This window comes from Lysinibacillus sp. FSL L8-0126, from assembly GCF_038630385.1.
Lineage (GTDB): Bacteria > Bacillota > Bacilli > Bacillales_A > Planococcaceae > Lysinibacillus > Lysinibacillus fusiformis_D.
Genome location: NZ_CP152028.1, coordinates 2,212,672 through 2,232,851, shown reverse-complemented (window position 1 = coordinate 2,232,851; position 20,180 = coordinate 2,212,672). Strand labels below are relative to the sequence as shown.

Annotated in this window: 20 protein-coding genes; 7 read left to right on the top strand and 13 right to left on the bottom strand. The window is 38.0% G+C overall.

All coding sequences use genetic code 11. From position 1 onward, the window contains the following. Positions 1–33: 33 nt before the first annotated feature. The 4 genes from MHI34_RS10855 to mutY form a co-directional block, all read right to left on the bottom strand. Positions 34–1,758 (bottom strand): ABC transporter ATP-binding protein, encoded by a 1,725-nt coding sequence (locus MHI34_RS10855; RefSeq protein WP_170829920.1) that lies wholly within the window; start codon positions 1,756–1,758, stop codon positions 34–36. A 200-nt stretch (positions 1,759–1,958) separates the two neighbouring features. Next, on the bottom strand, positions 1,959–2,507 hold the full coding sequence (locus MHI34_RS10850) for a DUF402 domain-containing protein (RefSeq protein WP_036122234.1): 549 nt from the start codon (positions 2,505–2,507) through the stop codon (positions 1,959–1,961). Between the two features lie 307 nt (positions 2,508–2,814). After that, positions 2,815–2,991, bottom strand: coding sequence for a gamma-type small acid-soluble spore protein (locus tag MHI34_RS10845; protein WP_008173504.1), 177 nt, complete (start codon positions 2,989–2,991; stop codon positions 2,815–2,817). A gap of 95 nt (positions 2,992–3,086) precedes the next feature. Then, positions 3,087–4,121 (bottom strand): A/G-specific adenine glycosylase, encoded by a 1,035-nt coding sequence (mutY, locus tag MHI34_RS10840; RefSeq protein ID WP_089934585.1) that lies wholly within the window; start codon positions 4,119–4,121, stop codon positions 3,087–3,089. A 196-nt stretch (positions 4,122–4,317) separates the two neighbouring features. Here mutY and MHI34_RS10835 point away from each other — a divergent pair, with 196 nt between their 5' ends. Continuing rightward, positions 4,318–5,304: a metal-dependent hydrolase gene (locus MHI34_RS10835; protein WP_338651889.1), complete on the top strand. Its 987-nt coding sequence runs from the start codon at positions 4,318–4,320 to the stop codon at positions 5,302–5,304. 35 nt (positions 5,305–5,339) lie between these two features. On the opposite strand, the gene MHI34_RS10830 is transcribed toward MHI34_RS10835, so the two are convergent. Genes MHI34_RS10830 through MHI34_RS10815 form a run of 4 tightly spaced genes read right to left on the bottom strand, consistent with a single transcriptional unit; the run spans position 5,340 to position 7,517 of the window. After that, entirely contained in the window at positions 5,340–5,609 is a 270-nt protein-coding gene (locus tag MHI34_RS10830) for a YfhJ family protein (protein WP_036122243.1), read from the bottom strand. After that, positions 5,610–5,939, bottom strand: coding sequence for a YfhH family protein (locus MHI34_RS10825; RefSeq protein WP_342504423.1), 330 nt, complete (start codon positions 5,937–5,939; stop codon positions 5,610–5,612). It abuts the gene before it with no gap. Continuing rightward, positions 5,936–6,739, bottom strand: coding sequence for a recombination regulator RecX (gene recX, locus MHI34_RS10820; protein ID WP_036122249.1), 804 nt, complete (start codon positions 6,737–6,739; stop codon positions 5,936–5,938). Before recX ends, MHI34_RS10825 begins: the two co-directional genes overlap by 4 nt. Positions 6,740–6,752: 13 nt before the next feature. Next, positions 6,753–7,517 carry a hypothetical protein gene (locus MHI34_RS10815; protein ID WP_342504422.1) on the bottom strand — a complete coding sequence of 255 codons (765 nt, stop codon included), beginning with the start codon at positions 7,515–7,517 and terminating at the stop codon, positions 6,753–6,755. A gap of 124 nt (positions 7,518–7,641) precedes the next feature. Here MHI34_RS10815 and MHI34_RS10810 point away from each other — a divergent pair, with 124 nt between their 5' ends. From MHI34_RS10810 to rlmD, 3 genes are all read left to right on the top strand, one after another. Continuing rightward, a complete protein-coding gene (locus MHI34_RS10810) occupies positions 7,642–8,550 on the top strand; it encodes a TIGR01777 family oxidoreductase (protein WP_340809458.1) in 909 nt (302 codons plus the stop codon). A 68-nt stretch (positions 8,551–8,618) separates the two neighbouring features. Then, positions 8,619–9,443 (top strand): polysaccharide deacetylase family protein, encoded by an 825-nt coding sequence (locus MHI34_RS10805; protein WP_036122253.1) that lies wholly within the window; start codon positions 8,619–8,621, stop codon positions 9,441–9,443. Between the two features lie 37 nt (positions 9,444–9,480). Next, positions 9,481–10,869 (top strand): 23S rRNA (uracil(1939)-C(5))-methyltransferase RlmD, encoded by a 1,389-nt coding sequence (gene rlmD / locus MHI34_RS10800; protein ID WP_036122258.1) that lies wholly within the window; start codon positions 9,481–9,483, stop codon positions 10,867–10,869. A gap of 461 nt (positions 10,870–11,330) precedes the next feature. Here the strand turns inward: rlmD and MHI34_RS10795 are convergent, their stop codons facing one another. Both MHI34_RS10795 and MHI34_RS10790 read right to left on the bottom strand, forming a co-directional pair. Beyond that, the gene (locus MHI34_RS10795; RefSeq protein WP_342504421.1) at positions 11,331–11,966 is read right to left on the bottom strand and encodes a hypothetical protein; all 636 of its coding nucleotides are present in this window, start codon (positions 11,964–11,966) and stop codon (positions 11,331–11,333) included. Positions 11,967–12,203: 237 nt separating this feature from the next. Next, positions 12,204–13,388, bottom strand: a complete 1,185-nt coding sequence (locus tag MHI34_RS10790; RefSeq protein ID WP_342504420.1) for an MFS transporter — start codon at positions 13,386–13,388, stop codon at positions 12,204–12,206. A gap of 370 nt (positions 13,389–13,758) precedes the next feature. On the opposite strand from MHI34_RS10790, the gene MHI34_RS10785 reads away from it, so the two are divergent. Beyond that, positions 13,759–13,944 carry an SE1561 family protein gene (locus MHI34_RS10785; protein ID WP_036123069.1) on the top strand — a complete coding sequence of 62 codons (186 nt, stop codon included), beginning with the start codon at positions 13,759–13,761 and terminating at the stop codon, positions 13,942–13,944. Positions 13,945–13,985: 41 nt separating this feature from the next. Here the strand turns inward: MHI34_RS10785 and MHI34_RS10780 are convergent, their stop codons facing one another. Next, positions 13,986–14,786: a YwqG family protein gene (locus MHI34_RS10780; RefSeq protein WP_342504419.1), complete on the bottom strand. Its 801-nt coding sequence runs from the start codon at positions 14,784–14,786 to the stop codon at positions 13,986–13,988. Between the two features lie 189 nt (positions 14,787–14,975). Here MHI34_RS10780 and MHI34_RS10775 point away from each other — a divergent pair, with 189 nt between their 5' ends. Together MHI34_RS10775 and MHI34_RS10770 are read left to right on the top strand one after the other, a co-directional pair. After that, the gene (locus tag MHI34_RS10775) at positions 14,976–16,514 is read left to right on the top strand and encodes a fumarate hydratase (RefSeq protein WP_036123075.1); all 1,539 of its coding nucleotides are present in this window, start codon (positions 14,976–14,978) and stop codon (positions 16,512–16,514) included. Between the two features lie 285 nt (positions 16,515–16,799). Beyond that, positions 16,800–18,704 (top strand): heavy metal translocating P-type ATPase, encoded by a 1,905-nt coding sequence (locus tag MHI34_RS10770; protein WP_342504418.1) that lies wholly within the window; start codon positions 16,800–16,802, stop codon positions 18,702–18,704. Positions 18,705–18,766: 62 nt separating this feature from the next. On the opposite strand, the gene MHI34_RS10765 is transcribed toward MHI34_RS10770, so the two are convergent. Both MHI34_RS10765 and MHI34_RS10760 read right to left on the bottom strand, forming a co-directional pair. Beyond that, complete coding sequence (locus tag MHI34_RS10765; RefSeq protein ID WP_036123312.1) at positions 18,767–19,684, bottom strand: YihY/virulence factor BrkB family protein; 918 nt, start codon at positions 19,682–19,684, stop codon at positions 18,767–18,769. Positions 19,685–19,706: 22 nt separating this feature from the next. After that, positions 19,707–20,033, bottom strand: coding sequence for a hypothetical protein (locus MHI34_RS10760; protein WP_058843701.1), 327 nt, complete (start codon positions 20,031–20,033; stop codon positions 19,707–19,709). Positions 20,034–20,180 lie beyond the last annotated feature (147 nt).

The window sequence follows — 20,180 nt, the reverse complement described above, 5'->3', positions numbered from 1 at the left end:
TATTTTGAAAAAATTCCATATATCATATAAATTTTAATCTAAATGCTGTACTTGGAATAAATTATAATACGTTCCTTGTCTGTCCATTAATTGTTCATGTGTACCATTTTCTATTAATTGCCCATGATCTATGACGAAAATCTTATCCGCATGGGTAATAGTAGACAGACGATGTGCGATGATAATGGTCGTCCGTTCATGAGCAAGTTTATCGAGTGATTCTTGAATCAATGCTTCACTTTCTAAATCTAACGCAGAAGTAGCTTCATCAAGGATTAAAATCGGTGGATTTTTTAAAAATACTCGCGCAATAGCAACCCGTTGTTTTTGCCCGCCAGATAGCTTTACACCTCGTTCTCCAACCTTTGTATCATAGCCATTAGGCAAACCCATAATAAAGTCATGTGCATTTGCAGCTTTAGCTGCCTCAATGACTTGTTCATCTGTTGCATCTGGTCGTCCCATTAAAATATTTTCTTTAACAGAATCACTAAAAAGTATATTATCTTGCAGAACAATACCAATCTGTGAGCGTAACGAATGTATAGTGATATCTCGTACATCGTGTCCATCAATCGTCACCTTACCACTTGTTGTATCGTAAAAACGAGGAATCAAACTGATAATCGTGGATTTACCACCACCACTCATCCCAACAAATGCAACAGTTTCTCCAGGATTAATCGTAAAATCGATAGCATTTAAAATAGATGCGCCAACTTTTTCATATTGGAAGGACACGTTGTGAAAGCAAACTTCCCCATTTGCACGTAGTAGTTCACGAGCATTGTCCTTGTTTTTCACTTCATAAGGCTCATCTATTAATTCAAACATCCGATCCATTGAGGCGATCGACTGCGTCAAAGTAGTCGAGGCACTTACAAGGCGGCGAAGTGGACCATACAATCGTTCAATATAAGCAATAAAAGCAACCATTGTTCCAACTGAAAGTGATCCATTTATGACTTGGTAGCCCGCATAGGCTATGACCAACAATGGCGCTACATCCGTGATTGTATTAACTACTGCAAATGACTTAGCATTCCACTTTGTTTGGTCGAGTGCCTTTTCTAAAAATTCCCCATTTGCTGTATCAAATAATTTTTGTTCATGCTTTTCTAGTGTGAAACTCTTAATAATGCTCATACCAGCTACACGTTCATGTAAATAACTTTGTACACCCGCAAGTGCTTGAGAACGTTTACGTGTTAAAGCTCGCAGTTTGCCAAAAAAGTATTTCACACTTAATGCATAAAATGGGAAAGCGACTAATGCGACTAATGTCAGCTTTACATCCATTGTTAGCATAATGACAATCGCAATAATAATCGTCGCTAGGTCCAGCCAAACATTCATTAACCCCGTCATAACAAAGTTCTTCGTTTGCTCAACATCATTAATGACCCTTGATATAACATCTCCAGCACGTGTATTGGCATAATATTTTAAACTTAATCGCTGTAAATGTGCGTAGATTTCCTTACGAATATCAAACAACACCTTATTACTAACGTGTTGTGCAAAATATTGACGATAATACTCGATTGGTGGACGGATAATAAAGAACACAATAATGGTTCCGCCTAACCAATATAACAGCTCTTTTGTTTTATCTACATCTGTTAGGTCTTCTGCTGCAATAATATCATCTAACACAATTTTAATGAGTAGTGGAATAAACAGGGGAATAGCAAATTTCACTATACCAATGATAATCGTTAAAATAATTTCCCATGTATATGGTTTTACAAAGCGCATATACCGCTTTATGCTTCCCAACTTTTCATCACATCCTTACAAAAAGAAACAGACATTCGATTATGAATGCCCTACGTATTATAGCAATATTTTGATTAAAATACAGTTATATTGACTTTACAGCGAACTATTTTACTTCTCTCTTTACAGTTGGCTGTATCCAACAAAAAAACACCTATTAGGTAAACTAATAGGTGTCACTAACAATCATCTGACTGCATATCAAGCTGGAACTTGTAACGATTTGTCCAGACATCGATGAAGTCGGGTGCAAATGGTCCTCTTTTTTGTTGAATCCAGCTTATTAATTTATCGACATTGCGCTTTAAAATTTTATCAATGACTTCAGGATAAGACATTTCCTTACGATGAAGCTCATATTCATCCTCATCTAAGAGGGTATAAGACATGTCAGGATAAACTTTAATGTCTAAATCATAGTCGATATATTTAATGGCATTATTATCGAAAACAAATGGTGAGCTTAGATTACAATAATAATACACACCGTCTTCACGTAGCATACAGATGATGTTAAACCAGTGTTCCGCATGAAAGTAACAAATAGAAGGCTCTCTCGTTAGCCATGTCCGACCATCGGATTCTGTCACAAGGGTCCGTTCATTCGCACCGATAACGATATTCTTTGTTCCTTTTAAAACCATCGTTTCTTGCCAAACACGGTGGATACGGCCATTGTGCTTATAACTATGTATTTGTATCGTTTCTCCTTCTACCGGTAATGCCATTTTGAAGCCCACCTTTTCGTCTATGCTACCTAAATCTAGCAGTCTCTAGTATATTATAGCAATGTGTACGCGAAAGGTGTAGTTAGAAAACCACAAATTTCACTACGCCATTTTGAATTAGTATAAAATTTAGTCAATTAAAGCGATTTTTATAAGCTTGTCAGCCTCAGTGGGATTATTTAATTAATTGCAACGCTATACCACTTTTAGAGGATTTTCTTAGCAATTAGAAAGGGGCTGTCTTTTTCATCTTTTCGGATTTTAGACAGCCCCTTAGAGGTAAATGCAGTTATGCAGTTACAAAGTGTTACTCACCTAAATCTTGGTTAGTTTTAGAGAAACGGCCTGAAGCTGGAGCTTTCTTTTGCTCTGCTTTTGCATTTTGCTTTTGCACTTCATTTACGTCCGTTTCATAACCAAACTCTTCACTTTGACGTTGCATGTTTTTATTCGGTTGGAAATTTTGGTTGTTTTGTTTTTTCATCCTTCATTCACCTCCACGCTAGTTATTGTGTACTGAGGTGATGACTTTTATGCTCATGAATTGATTATTTTAAGATGGATTTAATTTCCTGCGATTTACTTTTTGACTTCTTCCCAAATTTTTAGCATCGGGACAGGCATCGGCAAACGTTCTATTTGCTCTCGGCTTAGCCAGTCGCCCTGCGCAAAAGACTCACATTTCATATAATAGCTATTTATATGCCAAGTTAAATGTGAAAAAACATGTTTAAATGTAAGCAACTCATGTTCGGCATGAACATTTACTGTAAATTCTTTTTTAAAGTTTTCTACTGTAGATTGGCTTGTGTCAATCATCGGAAATTGCCATAGATTAGCAAGTAGACCTTTCTCAGGACGCTGCTGCATTAAAAATCGTCCGTTTTCATCTTCACATACAAGGACATCATATGTAAGGTGCTTCATTTTTATTTTTTTTGATTTGACAGGTAATTTTTCTGGTTCCCCTTCATTAAACGCCGTACAATATTCTCGTACTGGGCATAATAAACATTTGGGCGAGGTAGGTGTACAAATAAGCGCGCCGAGTTCCATTAAACCTTGGTTAAAAGAGGAAGCATGCTCAGGATCAATGAGTTTCTCCACCGCTACTTCGAAAACTTTCTTCGTTTTTGGCATAGCGATGTCATCATGTATATCAAGTACCCTACTTAAAACTCGCATAACATTACCGTCTACTGCATGTTCAGGCTTGTTGTAGGCAATACTTAAAATAGCACCTGCAGTATAGGGACCAACACCTTTTAATTTTGATATTTCGTGGCGATTGTCTGGTACTACGCCTCCGTAATTTTCTAAAACCTCACGAGCACCTGCTTGTAAGTTGCGAGCTCGAGAATAATACCCAAGACCTTCCCAATGCTTCAGTAAGTATTCTTGTGGTGCTTCTGCGAGCAAATCTAATGTTGGAAAACTTTCCATAAAACGATTGTAATAAGGAATAACTGTGTCGACACGTGTCTGCTGTAGCATCACTTCTGATACCCAAATTTTATAAGGGTCAGTTGTATGTCTCCACGGTAAGTCGCGTTTCTCAGCGTTAAACCAGTCGACTAAAGATTGTCGAAATTCTGTTACATATGGGTAATTCACAGTGACCTCCGTTGTTTTTACGATTTAATTTATGATGAAAAGGGTATACAATTAAGAAAAGAACATTCGGGTTTAGTCGACAAAAATCGTCTCCTTTGCTTGAATGTCATAAAATTTAATAGATCTTTTATTATTATTGAAATAAAGATGTATGCACATTGTACTCGATTTTACCGCATACTAGGAGTGGATATTTTTGGATTCAGGTACACATTTCGTTATGGGTATTGCCCTTGGCGGTCTTGCATTAGCCGACCCTGTAGTAGCCAATCATTCAATGACTTTTACAGCAGTAATGGCAGGGACAATTATTGGCTCACAAGCTCCAGATGTCGACACTGTGTTAAAGCTACGTAATAACGCTATCTATATTCGACATCATCGAGGAATTACACATTCACTACCAGCTGTGGCTATTTGGCCTATTTTAATTACAGTTGTTTTATCGCTTATTTTGCAAGACGTAAATGTGTTTCATTTATGGCTTTGGACCTTTTTAGCTGTTGGCCTTCATGTCTTTGTTGATATTTTTAACGCCTATGGTACGCAAGCAATTCGGCCATTCTCTAAAAAATGGGTAGCATTAGGTGTCATCAATACATTCGATCCAATTATCTTTTCCTTACATTGCCTCGGTATAGTGTTATGGGCATTTGGCACAAATCCAGTTTGGACATTTAGTATCATGTATATCGTAATTGTGATTTATTATATTTTACGATTTGCTGTTCAAAGAGCTGTAAAAAAAGCTGTGCATCATACCATTCAGGACGAGGAATATGTTATTGTAGCACCTACAATGCGCTTCTTCCACTGGCGAATCGCAGCCAAGTCTAAGACTCATTATTATGTTGGGCGTGCTTATGGAAGGACTGTTAATATTTACGATAAATTCGAAATCAAGCCTTTACCTAAAACAGCTGTTATAGATGCGGCAATGAAAGATTCTAATCTAGCTGCATTTGTGTCCTTCTCTCCAATGTACAGATGGGAAATTTCAGAACTTGAAAATGGCTTAACAGAAGTAAGGTTAATCGATTTACGTTATCGTAGTGATAATCGCTATCCTTTCGTAGCTGTTGCACATTTAAACGATGATTATGAAATTGTTACGTCTTATACAGGGTGGATTTTTACAGAAGATAAATTACAGAAAAAGCTACAAATTGGCGCAAGTAATTAAGCAGTAAACCCTGACCAATAGTGGTCAGGGTTTTATTATTGTAACATATCATCACTGGCATCTAAGAAATGAGCATATTTCGGATTGCGTCCTGCAAAAACATGTAATTTATCACCATAGCTTGCAATTAATTGACGCACAAGATTTTCTGTGTACTCTGCCCCACGATAAGCATATCCTGCTTTCGCAGCTGTTGATTCAAAATCACTCCATAATAATTCCACCCAAACTCGTGCCCGTCCAACAGACATTTGTGGATTTTTTGCTAGTAACTCTGCTGTTAATTTTTCAAGTTTTTCTTCCATTTACTTACCCGCCTTTACAGGGGATAATATCGATACAGGTAATGCCTCTTGGTACTTGTCCCCGCCTAAACGATGTCCCCAAGCAAAGCGACCCTTTAAATAATCTACTTGGAAAAACTCATTATCTGAACCATCAATACGATACATTTCTCCAGGAACAATCGTATCCAGATCTACTAAATACGCTGCTGCCATTAAAGCTTTGCGCTCATAAACAGCAAACTCATTGAAAATTCCTAGCTGTTCTGCCTTTCGAGCTTTCTCTTTTAGAAAAGCAATTTCTTCTCGCAGTTCGTGCTCGGTCATCGCAGCATAATTTTTTTCGTTCATTCTTCATTCTCCTTCTCTTCTATAAAACGATCTATTATTTCTATAGGAAAACCCTTTTGATAGAGCGCCTGTTTAACTTTCATCTTTAGCTCATAACCAGTATACTTCGATACATACTTTTTCCAAACTTTTTCGCCTTGAGTATTTAATAACTGCTGCCAGTTATCATCATCCTGCACTATCTCAACTTGGCTAAGCACCTCTTCCACGATCGGAAATGCATAACCTTTTCTTAAAAGAAAGTCCTGGATCTTGGTCTTTATTTGTGTTGGCGTTTTCTTATTCTGTGAGCGAATAATTTTCTCCGCTAACTGCATTGCCAGTTTTAATTGTTCCTCAAAACTATATGTAGCAAGCACTTCATCCTGCAAATTTTTCTCAATGCCCTTTTTAATAAGATCTTGTCTAATGGCTCTCGGCCCTTTTTTCATCGTAGCCTTCTTGGTATCAAGCAATGCCTTTGAATAGTTTTCATCATTGATAAAGCCATAAGACTTTAACTTCTGAATTGCCTCCAATATTACGGCTTCTCCAAAATCTAATGCGAGCAGTTTTTTCTTCACCTCATGCTCGCTTCGCATTTGATAAGAAAGAAAGTTTAACCCCTTATTAAAGGCCTTACGTATTTCATCCTCATAGGCAATCTCTTGGATTTCAAATTCATCAAGCACCTTTCCCTTTGTTAAACCGAATTGAATAAGTATGGCTTCATCAACTGGAAAAGCATATTCCTCATTTATATAGATATTATATCGTTCAGGATTGTTTTTTTGACGTGCAATTTTCGTAATTATACGCATAGCAAACACCTCACTATTGCATATTATAGCATTTCTTTTTTAAGGGAGCAGTGATCTGACAAGAGGGTTTTGCTTTCATTCGCGAGTATTCCTCTTCCTTCCGCAAGTATTCCTCTTCACTCCGCGAGTATTCTTCTTCACTCCGCGAGTATTCCTCTTCACTCCGCGAGTATTTCTCTTCACTCCGCGAGTATTTCTCTTCACTCCGCGAGTATTTCTCTTCACTCCGCGAGTATTTCTCTTCACTCCGCGAGTATTTCTCTTCACTCCGCGAGTATTTCTCTTCACTCCGCGAGTATTTCTCTTCACTCCGCGAGTATTTCTCTTCACTCCGCGAGTATTTCTCTTCACTCCGCGAGTATTTCTCTTCACTCCGCGAGTATTTCTCTTCACTCCGCGAGTATTTCTCTTCACTCCGCGAGTATTTCTCTTCACTCCGCGAGTATTTCTCTTCACTCCGCGAGTATTTCTCTTCACTCCGCGAGTATTTCTCTTCACTCCGCGAGTATTTCTCTTCACTCCGCGAGTATTTCTCTTCACTCCGCGAGTATTTCTCTTCACTCCGCGAGTATTTCTCTTCACTCCGCGAGTATTTCTCTTCACTCCGCGAGTATTTCTCTTCACTCCGCGAGTATTTCTCTTCACTCCGCGAGTATTTCTCTTCACTCCGCGAGTATTTCTCTTCACTCCGCGAGTATTTCTCTTCACTCCGCGAGTATTTCTCTTCACTCCGCGAGTATTTCTCTTCACTTCGCGAGTATTTCTCTTCACTCCGCAAGTATTCCTCTTCCTTCCGCGAGTATTTACGCTTATTCTGGAATGCACTGAAGATGTTCGCTTTTGAGTTAAGTGTTAAACTTACTAGTAAGTGTTTTTATTCGATCAGAGAAGAGGTGCTTGTTATGAAAATCGTTATTGCAGGTGGCACTGGCTTTGTCGGGAGTGCACTCATAAAGCTATTACAGGATAATGGACATGATGTTTTTGTCTTAACACGTCATCACTCAAGACTAGAAAATGGTATTCACTATGTACAATGGCTACAGCAGCACGAGCAGCCTTTGCCTTTTTTAGAGGGTGCTGATGCCTTTGTTAATTTAGCAGGTGTTTCATTAAATGATGGGCGCTGGACGAAAAAACAGAAGAAGGCTATTTATTGGAGCCGAATGAATGCAACACTTGAATTAGTGAAGATAATGGACTTGCTAACGTCAAAGCCTAAAGTTCTTATCAATGCTAGTGCCGTGGGGATTTATCCTACTTCTACAGATGCTGTCTATCATGAGGATTTTATGGACCATGCCCATGATTTTTTGGGTACAACCGTCCATGATTGGGAACGACATGCGAAACGAGCAGAATCATTAGGGATTCGCGTGGCTTTTGCACGCTTTGGTGTCATCTTAGGCCGAAATAGCGGTGCTCTACCACCTATGCTATTGCCCTATCAAATGTATATAGGTGGAACAATTGGTTCTGGTGAACAATGGCTCTCTTGGGTACATATTGATGATGTAGTACGCGCAATTTATTTCGCGATTATAAATGAAAATATTCGTGGTCCATTTAATGTAACAGCTCCAAATGCTATGCGAATGAAAGAGTTCGGACAAACAATCGCAGAAGTCATGGGCAGACGCCATTGGATGCCTGTCCCAAGTTTTGCGATGCGTTTAGCTCTTGGTGAACAAAGTTCGCTTGTTTTAGAAGGACAACATGTGCTGCCCACTATTTTACAACAACATCATTTTACATTTAAATATCCTGTTTTAAAGCAAGCACTTGAAGATTTGCTAAAAGCTCAGAATTAGAAAAAATTAAGTTGGATAATTTTTTTATAAACTACGCATTCTAATGAAAAAGAAAGGATGCGTTTTTTATGTGGAAACAACATATTGTAGGTGCGGTAATTGCTACTTTTATTATTGCCGCAGGAATTAGTATTAATCCTTATTTCGCTGCTGGTTCTGATGAGCACCATTGGGGCTTTAAGCGTGCTAAAAATGGTGAGCAGGCGGAAGCAGGAGCGCAGCTTGATCAGCTACTTGACCAATATGGTGCGATTTACAAAGGAAAGCCAGATAAAAAAATTGCCTATTTAACATTTGATAATGGCTATGAAAACGGCTTTACTGAAAGTATTTTGGATACATTGAAAAAAGAAAATGTACCAGCAACTTTCTTTTTAACAGGGCATTATTTAGACAGTGCCAGCGATTTAGTGAAACGCATGGTGGAAGACGGTCATATTATTGGGAATCATTCATATGGTCATCCCAATATGGCGCGACTTTCTCCAGATGGAATGCGTGCGGAATGGCGGAAATTTGATGGGAAGTTACGTGAATTAACTGGAATTGATCGTACAACATATGCTCGGCCACCTGAAGGTTCTTTCAATGCAAAACTTTTAGAAGTCGGAAATGCTGAAGGCTATCGCCATATTTTCTGGTCTGTGGCTTTCAAGGATTGGATGAAGGATGAACGTCGTGGTGCGGATTATGCCTATAACGCACTTATGGAACAATTACATCCTGGTGCTGTTATTTTAATGCATACTGTAGCACAGGATAATGCCGAAGCTTTACCAATGTTTATTGCGGAAGCTAAAAAGCAGGGCTATACCTTCTTATCGCTTGACGATTTAGTATTGGAATATGAAGATTTTCCTGTCGCTTTGCAATCGCCTGCTCCTTCGTTATAATGGGGAGATGACATTATAGAGCAGGGACGTGGAATGTTTGACGCAGCAAACAACAATGACCGTGGGACAAAAATTCCCACTAACAATAAAAAGGCTTGGTATTAATGGTGAGGGTGTAGGGTTTTATAAACGTAATGTAGTTTTTGTAAAAGGAGCTATTCCCGGAGAAGAAATTACAGCTCAGGTGACGAAAACACAGCGTAATTTTGCTGAAGCAGAAGTTTTAGACATTCGTAAAGCTTCGAAGCATCGTCAGGAGGCACCTTGCCCAGTTTATAACGAATGTGGTGGCTGTCAACTTCAACATATGACATACAATAAACAGCTACTTGAAAAGCGAGACATTGTCATTCAAGCATTAGAACGTTATGCCAAACCTTTAACTGAAACGATCGAAGTACGTAAAACACTTGGTATGGATAATCCTTGGCACTATCGTAATAAAAGCCAATTCCAAGTACGTAAAGAGGGTAAGCGTGTATACGCAGGTTTATTTGCTGAAGGAAGCAATAAGCTCTTGAATATTAATGATTGTCTCGTACAGCACCCAGTCACTTCTAAAATTACCGTAGCCACAAGAAAGATTTTGCAAAAACTAAATATCACTATATACGACGGTCGTACGCTAGATGGTTTAGTGCGTACGATTGTTGTACGTACAGGGATTCGTACTGGTGAGACACAAGTAGTTCTTGTCACAACACGAAAAGAAATCCCTCATTTAACTGAACTTATCACACGTATAAAAAAAATCGATCCGAGTATCGTATCGATAGCACAAAATATTAATCGTGAAAAAACATCATTAATATTTGGTGATGAAACCATTGTACTGGATGGCAAGGAAACGATTCATGAAGAGCTTGGTGAACTAGCCTTTGATTTATCAGCTCGTGCCTTCTTCCAGCTAAATCCAACACAAACTGTTCATCTTTATGATGAAATAAAAAAAGCCGCTGCATTAACGGGGAAAGAAACAGTCGTTGACGCCTATTGCGGTGTTGGAACAATTGGGCTATGGCTAGCAGATCAGGCGAAAGAAGTACGTGGGATGGATGTCATTCCAGAAAGCATTCAAGATGCGCGTAAAAATGCGCGCAACCATGGCTTCAAGCATACAAAATACGCAGTCGGCACAGCCGAAAGTGTCCTTGCCAAATGGCGCAAGGAAGGTTTTACTCCAGATGTAATTACAGTAGACCCACCACGAACTGGACTAGCACCAGAATTTATTCGAACAGTGCTTAAGCTAAAACCTAAGCGTTTTGTTTATACGTCCTGTAATCCATCCACTTTGGCGAAGGATTTACAACAATTATCAAAGCTTTATCATGTTGAGTATATCCAGCCTGTCGATATGTTCGCACAGACGGCACAGGTGGAATGTGTTTGTAGCATGGTTTTAAAACCTGAGTATCAGAAATAGTTTGGCGACTTTTTAGATGCAGCCTGTATATTACAGGCTGCATCTTTTTTCCTTGGTTTCCTTTTTATATGAATGAATAAATAAAAAACACATCAAAATTAATTGATGTGTCAGACTGTAATTACAGTCTGAAAGGACATCTCAAAATAAATTGAGATGTCCTTTTTATGTCATGCACAGCACAGGCTGCCTGGTGGGTGATGGACGGTCCAGAAAAGTCGATACCTTAACCAATACCCCAGGATTTAATAGATTTTTAAATGTTAAACTTTTAGCTTTTATCAAAAGAACTTTGACACGTAAGTTTTGATCTTTCACCTTTAACCTTTAAGCTTTCATATCAGTTTAGTTGAAAGTTTCCTTTGAGTAAGACATGTTTTACGTTTTAACTCGCACACATGCCTTTAAGCGCGAACGACTTTTCGTTTTCCATTTTCGCTAGACCATGCCTATTTATTTCGTTAAGCTTCCACTTCAATAAATGTCGTAGCATTTGATTCCGATAGGACAGCATCAACCTCTGATTCAAATTCTTCAATACGAATGCTCAATGACTCAATTTGTTTTTTGACATTTAAAGGATCAATGATTTCATACTCATTTCTCTTCATAAATGTTTCAGTATGTAATTTGACTTCATCCGGAGACTGTTTATCTTTATTACCTAATATGTTAATTAAATAGGTTTCCAGTTTTGCAGGTAATGCATCATTTTCTTTGGCAACGGTATTAATGGTTGAACGATATTGATGCTGCATGATTTCTAGCAAATTCTTTTCATATTGAATAGATTGTTTCCGTTCGATTGCCTCTGCTACAGTCATTTCTTCCTTACCAACTATCACCTTTGTGCTAGCGTTAGACTGTACAACTAGAGCTTTTATTTTATTTCGATAGCTAATCAAGCCTACCACCTTATCATAGGACGCTTGCATTTGCTTTTCATATTCTTGAATGTCTACACCATTCATTTTACGATTACTTTTTCGATTAGCTACTACTGCACTAACCTCATTCGTTGCTGTCTCAATTCGTAGGTTCAGCATCTTTAATTCTGTTAAGGCACGATGAATAGATAGTTTTTTCATTTCAGTCATGATAAAACCTCCTTCTTAAGCAAGTGTTCTTTCATTATAAAGAGAAAGATGTATAAAGTCCAAAATTACCCATTTTATTTTTTATTGCTTTCATAAGAACATGCCTGTATAATACATTTCTAGGTGCCAAACCTATGTAACTTGGACGGAACATCCTTGTTACGCAAAAAAACGCCATAACAGCACGGATTTGCTGGGCGTTTTTTGTTTTTGAGCGGGAGATGAGCCCCGCTCTTTTTATTTTGCCATTAATGTTTGTTTATGCTTTTGGCGTCCAAATACAAGTAGCACCATAGCAACAGCTAGCAACAACATTGCTACAAGTAAAAGGAAGCTATAATTTTTTACATATTCTATATAAACGCCACCTAAAAAAGGCCCTGTTAAACTACCAATACTTAAAGCAATTCCACAAAGTAAATTTCCTGTAGGCAGTAACTCTTTTGGTGTTAGATCAGCCATGTATGTAATCCCTAAAGAAAACATGGAGCCAACTAAAGTGCCTGTTAAGAAAAATGCTATAGCCACAGCTAATTGAGAGTGCTCTAAAAAGCTGGCGATTGCAAAAAGCATAGCGCCTCCAAACGAGCCTACCATCAAGATATTCCGTCTTCCTACTTTATCCCCTAATGCACCAAGTGGTACTTGTGTTAAAATCCCACCAAATGTAAAGACAGATAGAATAATAGGGATCATACCTACTTCGTAGCCTTTGCGTAAAGCATAAACTGGGAATAAAGCATTTAATGAAGACTCAAGGAATCCATAAACGAAAGGTCCTAAAAACGCCATCCATCCAAATAAAATAGCCATTTTGTAGCGTTGCCATCCTCTTGCATTTAAGTCGCCTGTTAGTCGCTCAGGTTTTTCATTTTGTAAGAAAAATACAAAAGACCATGCAAACAAGCACATGATGGATGATATGATAAACGGTAACGCTTCAGCGATCTTAATCAGCTTCACCATAAGTGGCCCTACGGCAAAGCCTATACTAAATGACAAGCCATAGATGGCCATTCCTTTTCCCAAACTTTTATGATCTGCTGTGCTTGTAATCCATGTTTGGGTCGCATAATGCAAAGCATGGTCCCCTACTCCAATGAGCAAACGAAGGACAAACCAGAAGGTCACACTTTTCCAGAAGGGAAATGCTAGCAAAGATGCAAAAACAAGTGCTCCTCCAACTAAAATAATTGGTTTGTAGCCCCATTTTCGTAAAGGCTGCTCGATAAATGGTGAGATTAATAGTGTTCCTATGTATAAACCTGTTGCATTCAAGCCATTCAATGCCGAGGATACGCCATCCCGTTCAAATATGATCGAAATAAGCGGTAACAGCATCCCTTGTGAAAAGCCTGATATGGATACAATTAATACTAAAATGGTAAATCGTTTTTTGCTGTAATCTGAGAAGTATGTCATCTTTTCCTCCAATATCGTCATTCTTCCAAAGAACAGCATATCAAAAAGCCTTAGCGCTCACCACATGTGATTTTACGCTAAGGCCTAACTAATCCTTATATTCATTTAATTGTATAAACACGAAATTCGGCTTTTGATTATTACCGGATACTTGTTTAAACTCCCTCCTTTTCAAGTTAGCTTTGCAATGATACTTTTTCCAATCAGCTCCTTTACTTTATCTTAAAACAACTTTAACATACAGCCTCAATATTGTAAATATTCTGCCTATTTATTTTTAAAATTAATCTCTTAGTCCTAGGTGTTTACCTAAACATTGAAATTTAAGCCCAAATCAGCTACGATAAAAGGGATGAAATGAGGTGTACGAATGTCAAAGCCAATCACTGATAAAAAACAGCAAGTAACCTACTTAAAAGAGCGTCTTGAAATTTTTTTAGAAGTATTAGATGCCCTTGATCCCGAAACTGCTGAATTAGAGGATATCGATCGCTTAATTCAAATGATGGATGATTTAGAAGATAAAATGGAGCAGTTTAATGCTCGTGAACAATAATGAGTCAAAACAAGCGAGCATATTATATGCTCGCTTGTTTTTTAGTGGCAGTCCCAATTATAAAGTACCTTGCTAAAATCTTTATTGTTTAGCTCTTCTGCTGTAATGAAGAAATTGCCGACACCACAATCGCCCCAAAGGATATCATCACCTACACTATCAATCTGTAATAACATGATTGTAGAGTCCGTATAATCACCGTATGCTCGTGGATCTTCCTGTGTAAAGTACGGATACCCACCTATTTTATGTCCATCACCAGTCAAAGCATCATAGAAAGCATCTTCTAATGTATCATCATCCTCTATTGATGTTAAGATACTGGCGTACATGTCATTACTTCTAAAATCATCAATGGACAATGGTTCAAAGCCTGCTTGAAAGGATAGTGCCATTTCACGCTCTACAGGAAAATACATCTCCTCATCCACTAATTTGACAAATGAAAAATCTTGAACGAGCTTTGTTTCATCATGCACGATCGATTCATGGAAGATAACACGAAATCCTTCTTGATTTTGTCCATTATCAAAATCCATTCCTAACACATCGTCATAACCATCAATATAAAACTGTAATATTCCCTCTTCTGGAAAATTCGCTAGATGCTTTGGTACTTCTGTAAAATTAATTTGAGCTAATAGCTTCAAAGGTTGTCCATTGTTATTTGTTGGATATTCCATCGACAGTGGAAAATAGGGATCCCCTGCAAACTTACTTTGAAATAAAGATGTTTCGCTTACCTTCGTATCAACCAATACAACAGGCTTCATCGTTTCTTCTATTAATGGTCTATATTTTTCAAATTCTTCCGGTAATTCAAGTAAAGTTTTAGCAGCCATTCAAATTCCTCCTAATTGTGGATTCACTTCTATTTTAGAACAAACGTTCTATTAAATCAACCCCTTCTCAAAATACTATGAAAACAAGCTTTAATTTAGGGCTCTCAGATAAGGACTCTTTTTTTCATTAGTTGAAAAGAGTATAATGTAACGTGGAAATAATCAATTTTTCTATGGGGGGCAATACCAATGAATCTACAAACTTTGGAGAAAAGTCTTTATGATTTAATTACTGAAACATCTACGAATTTACCTAAGGATGTACGTCGTGCTATTAAAAAAGCAAAAGAAGCTGAGAATGCTGGTACACGTGCTGCAATGAGTTTAGACACAATTGCAAATAATATTATTATGGCAGAAGATAATGTGTCACCAATTTGTCAGGATACAGGGCTACCAACTTTCAAAATCTATACACCTGTTGGCGTAAACCAATTAGAAATTAAAGCTGCAATCAAAAAAGCAATCAATGATACAACAGCAGATGCTAAATTACGTCCAAACGCGGTAGATTCTTTAACTGGTGCAAACAGTGGGAATAACCTTGGTGATGGTTTACCAGTTATGAAATTCGAACAATGGGAAAAAGATTACATTACAATTAAATTAATTCTAAAAGGCGGCGGCTGTGAAAATAAAAACATTCAGTACAGCTTACCATGCGAATTAGAAGGTCTTGGTCGTGCAGGTCGTGACTTAGACGGTATTCGTAAATGTATTTTACACTCTGTCTACCAAGCACAAGGTCAGGGCTGTTCAGCTGGTTTCATCGGTGTAGGCATTGGTGGAGATCGTTCTTCTGGCTACGATTTAGCAAAAGAACAATTATTCCGCCATGTTGAAGATACAAACCCAAATTCAGATCTTGCAAAATTAGAAGAGTATGTTGTCAAAACAGCTAATACATTTGGTATTGGTACAATGGGCTTCGGTGGTGAAGCAACATTACTAGGCTGTAAAATTGGGGTGATGCACCGTATCCCTGCTTCCTTCTATGTATCTGTAGCTTATAACTGCTGGGCTTACCGTCGTATGGCTGTGGACATCGATCCACAAACAGGCGAAATTATGAATTGGCACTACCAAGAAGGTGAAAAAATCACGTTCAAAGAAGATGAAGTAGCTGCTACAACAGAAGATACAACTACAAATCTAGTAGAGCTTACTGCACCAATTACGGAAGAACAAATTCGCTCACTAAAAGTGGGAGATGTCGTTTCTATTACTGGTCGTATGTATACTGGCCGTGACGCTATCCACCACCATTTAATGAGCCACGATGCACCAGTGGACTTAAATGGACAAGTTATTTATCACTGCGGACCTGTAATGGCAAAAGATGAGGAAGGCCACTGGACAGTAAAAGCAGCTGGACCAACTACTTCTATTCGTGAGGAGCCTTACCAAGGTGATATTATGAAAAAATTCGGTATCCGTGCTGTGATTGGTAAAGGTGGAATGGGACCAAAAACATTAAAAGCTCTAAATGAACATGGTGGCGTTTACTTAAATGCAATCGGTGGAGCAGCCCAATACTATGCAGACTGCATTAAAGGTGTTGACGGCGTTGATTTAATGGAATTTGGTATTCCAGAAGCTATGTGGCACTTAAATGTAGAAAACTTTACAGCAGTTGTAACAATGGACTCACATGGTAACTCTCTACATGCAGATGTCGATAAATCATCATTAGATAAACTTGCTTTGCATGCAGAAAGAGTTTTCTAATTAAATAAACGGTAGTAGTCATCCATTTGATTGCACCATTTTGTAAGGCACAGAATATTCCTAGTGAATAGACTGTGCTTTTTTTATTTAAAATCCCCTATCATCATCACCCTATGGTCAAAGTAAATATCCTTCAAACTTCCTACTTTATTTTTATAAATTCCTTTGTTATAATAATTCTAAATAAAAGAGATGGTAATTGAAATCCATTTTCAATTAAAAACTTTAATAAATATTAATTTATAAAGGTTTTGATATTGATTTTCATTATCAGGAGGGATATAGATGGAATACTCTAATCGAGAAAATATAAATTTAATTGAGAAAACAAAAGAACATGCTGAATTGATCGCTGCATTGATGGCGGGCATTTTCATCTTACTTGCATGGCGTTTAGATACGAGCGGACAAACAACTGCTTCAGTTCTACTATATTTAATTGCATTTTTTGTAGGTGGATTCGCAAAAGCAAAAGAGGGCATTGAAGAAACGATTGAAGATCGAAAATTAAATGTAGAGCTATTGATGTTATTAGCCGCCATTGGTTCTGCAGCAATCGGCTATTGGACAGAGGGAGCTATTCTTATTTTCATTTTCGCAGTAAGTGGTGCACTTGAAACATATGCAATGAATAAAAGTCATCGTGAAATATCAGCACTTATGAATTTACAGCCAGAAGAAGCTTGGTTAGTACGTGGCGGATTTGAACCTATGAAAGTGTCCGTGTCCACGTTAAATATCGGCGATCATTTATTAATTAAACCAGGTGAACGCATTCCAGCAGATGGTATTATTTTCAAAGGACAGTCTTCTATTGATGAATCGGCTATTAGTGGCGAGCCGCTGCCTGTCTCAAAAATCGAAGGTGACGAAGTATTTGCAGGCACAGTAAATTTAAATGGTGCTATTACAATGGAAATGACCAAAGCAAATTCAGAAACACTTTTCCAAAAAATTATACAACTTGTCCAAAGTGCGCAAAGTGAAAAATCTCCCTCACAACAATTCATCGAAAAATTTGAGGGGTCTTATGTAAAATTTGTGTTATTAGGTGTTGCCTTAATGATGTTCCTTCCCCACTTTTTACTCGGCTGGGATTGGACAACGACATTTTACCGAGCAATGGTGTTATTGGTGGTTGCATCCCCTTGTGCACTCGTAGCATCAATTATGCCTGCAACACTAGCAGCCATCTCAAATGGTGCAAAAAATGGTGTGCTTTTTAAAGGTGGCTTACATTTAGAGCATCTCAGTGTTTTACGTGCTTTAGCTGTCGATAAAACAGGTACTTTAACACAGGGTAAACCAGTTGTTACAGATTTTATTGTCCGAGAAGGCGTAGATCGTAATCTAGCTTTAGCAAAGCTTGCAGGGATTGAATCGCAATCCAATCACCCACTAGCTCAAGCCATTACCACATACGCTAAAGCAGAAGGAATTAACACATTACCACAGGCAACAATCGAGGATATTCCTGGTTGGGGTATAAAAGGGACGATCCACAATGAGGAGTATCAAGTAGGGAAACCTGAGTTTGTTGGTACTCAGCTTGCCAATGACTTTGCAAATAGTGCAGCTACAAAACTTGCCGCAGAAGGGAAAACAGTTATTTTTATTCGGGATCAGCATGGTATTGTTGCCTTAACAGCTCTAAAAGATACTGTACGCAGCGAAGCTAAAAAGGCTGTAGCTCTATTAAAAGATCTCGGTATTCAAGTAGTAATGCTCACAGGTGACAATGAAAAAACAGCCAAAGTCATTGCAAAGGAAGCTGGCGTTACCGAATATGTAGCAGAATGTCTACCTGAAACAAAAGTTACTGAAATGAAACGCCTACTTACACAACATCAATTTGTTGGAATGGTCGGCGACGGTATTAACGATGCCCCTGCATTAGCTACGGCAACTACTGGCATTGCGATGGGTGAAGGAACAGACGTTGCATTAGAAACAGCGGATGTTGTGTTAATGAAAAATGATTTATCCAAAATTGCTTATGCTGTGCGCTTATCTCGTAAAATGCAGCGTATTGTAAAACAAAATATCTTCTTCTCTATCGGTGTTATTGTTTTATTAATCGCCTCTAACTTTTTACAAGTAGTCGACCTACCTTTAGGTGTAATCGGACATGAAGGTAGTACAATTCTAGTTATTTTAAACGGTTTACGCATGCTCAATAAAAATATCTAATGACAAAGCCTCGCCTTTCTCATAAAGAAAAGCGAGGCTCATTTTGTTTTATTGTTATTTCCTTACTCATGAAGTTCTTTTTGTAGTGCCCTTTTTTGCATGGTAGCATTTAATACCCCACCAAAGATGATAATAATCCCCGTAAAGTATAACCAGAGCATTAAAATAATGACACCACCGATACTACCATATGTAGCAGAATAATTTGCAAAATTATTAATATAGAAAGAGAAACCATATGTGACTGCTAACCAGGCAAGTGTCGCAAACATCGCCCCTGGCCATACACCCATTATTTTTAAACGCGGGCTTGTATTTGGAACGACCCAGTAGATTCCCATTAAAACGATAAAAATAAGTAAAGGTGGTATTGACCATCTTAATTTGTGCCAAATAGATTCAAATTGCTCCTCAATTCCAACGATTGAAAATAGGAAATGCCCTATTTGCTGACCAAAAACTGGTAGTAAGAGAGCGACAGCCATCACAATTACAAGAGCGATTGTAAAAACCAGTGACAACCCTCTATCCAATATGCCAGCTCTCCCCTCTGTATCATAGGCTTTATTTAAAGCTCGAATAAGCGCATTAATACCTTTCGATGCAGACCAAATTGTACCGAGAACCCCGATGGACAATAAACTACTATTTCGATTTGTTAAAATCTCATTCAGCGTATTTTCAATCAGCTTATACACTTCATCTGGTAAGATATTCACTAAAAATGAATAGACCTGTGTCGTTTCTAAATTTAGATACGGTAATAGCGTCACTAAGAAAATAAGTAAGGGGAAGAACGATAGTAAAAAGAAATAAGCCAATTGTGCAGCAAGCGCAGATATTTCAACTCGCTTTAGCCGACTTATTAAATCTTGAACAAAGCCTTTGGATGTCATCACGTCAATCGATTCCTCCTCAGGAGAGACAAACGACTTTACGAACCCAAAAGCATTTTGCATTGTTGCTTTTTTTCCTTCCATATAATTCCTCCTAAAGCTTCCTTTACTCTTTTTCAGGTAAAGTAAAGGCTGATTTCGTGTCCTCAATCATCCCTTGTATTGTGGAAGGTAATTCTTTAAATTCATCAACCTTCTCAGCAATCGTGTTAACATTATCAGACACGCTTTCACAAAGCACTTTTGCTGCCAGCACTTTTTCCTCCACTAGCACCTGTAGTTCTTCACGATTTGATGCATAATATGTGATGGCTTCCTTCATTTTTTTAGTTGTAGCAATTGTTGTTTCACGCGTTGTACGATCGAGCATACTTAATGCAGCACCAACTGCTGCTCCTGCTACGATTGAAGCTAATAATTTACTCTGACCCATATTTATAACCCCCTGCTTGTGTATTTGCATATTCCCTATTATTTCATAAATAAACAGCTTCCTGCACTTATTCTACCCAATAACAGTCTATTTTTAAAGCAATGCTCAAATACGGAGTTGACATTTTTTTTATTCAATGAAATGATA

Coding starts and splice junctions, on each gene's coding strand:
- MHI34_RS10855 (WP_170829920.1), bottom strand. CDS start 1,758: ATGCGCTTTGTAAAACCATATACATGGGAAATTATTTTAACGATTATC.
- MHI34_RS10850 (WP_036122234.1), bottom strand. CDS start 2,507: ATGGCATTACCGGTAGAAGGAGAAACGATACAAATACATAGTTATAAG.
- MHI34_RS10845 (WP_008173504.1), bottom strand. CDS start 2,991: ATGAAAAAACAAAACAACCAAAATTTCCAACCGAATAAAAACATGCAA.
- MHI34_RS10830 (WP_036122243.1), bottom strand. CDS start 5,609: ATGGAAGAAAAACTTGAAAAATTAACAGCAGAGTTACTAGCAAAAAAT.
- MHI34_RS10825 (WP_342504423.1), bottom strand. CDS start 5,939: ATGAACGAAAAAAATTATGCTGCGATGACCGAGCACGAACTGCGAGAA.
- recX (WP_036122249.1), bottom strand. CDS start 6,739: ATGCGTATAATTACGAAAATTGCACGTCAAAAAAACAATCCTGAACGA.
- MHI34_RS10810 (WP_340809458.1), top strand. CDS start 7,642: ATGAAAATCGTTATTGCAGGTGGCACTGGCTTTGTCGGGAGTGCACTC.
- MHI34_RS10805 (WP_036122253.1), top strand. CDS start 8,619: ATGTGGAAACAACATATTGTAGGTGCGGTAATTGCTACTTTTATTATT.
- MHI34_RS10795 (WP_342504421.1), bottom strand. CDS start 11,966: ATGACTGAAATGAAAAAACTATCTATTCATCGTGCCTTAACAGAATTA.
- MHI34_RS10790 (WP_342504420.1), bottom strand. CDS start 13,388: ATGACATACTTCTCAGATTACAGCAAAAAACGATTTACCATTTTAGTA.
- MHI34_RS10785 (WP_036123069.1), top strand. CDS start 13,759: ATGTCAAAGCCAATCACTGATAAAAAACAGCAAGTAACCTACTTAAAA.
- MHI34_RS10780 (WP_342504419.1), bottom strand. CDS start 14,786: ATGGCTGCTAAAACTTTACTTGAATTACCGGAAGAATTTGAAAAATAT.
- MHI34_RS10775 (WP_036123075.1), top strand. CDS start 14,976: ATGAATCTACAAACTTTGGAGAAAAGTCTTTATGATTTAATTACTGAA.
- MHI34_RS10770 (WP_342504418.1), top strand. CDS start 16,800: ATGGAATACTCTAATCGAGAAAATATAAATTTAATTGAGAAAACAAAA.
- MHI34_RS10765 (WP_036123312.1), bottom strand. CDS start 19,684: ATGGAAGGAAAAAAAGCAACAATGCAAAATGCTTTTGGGTTCGTAAAG.
- MHI34_RS10760 (WP_058843701.1), bottom strand. CDS start 20,033: ATGGGTCAGAGTAAATTATTAGCTTCAATCGTAGCAGGAGCAGCAGTT.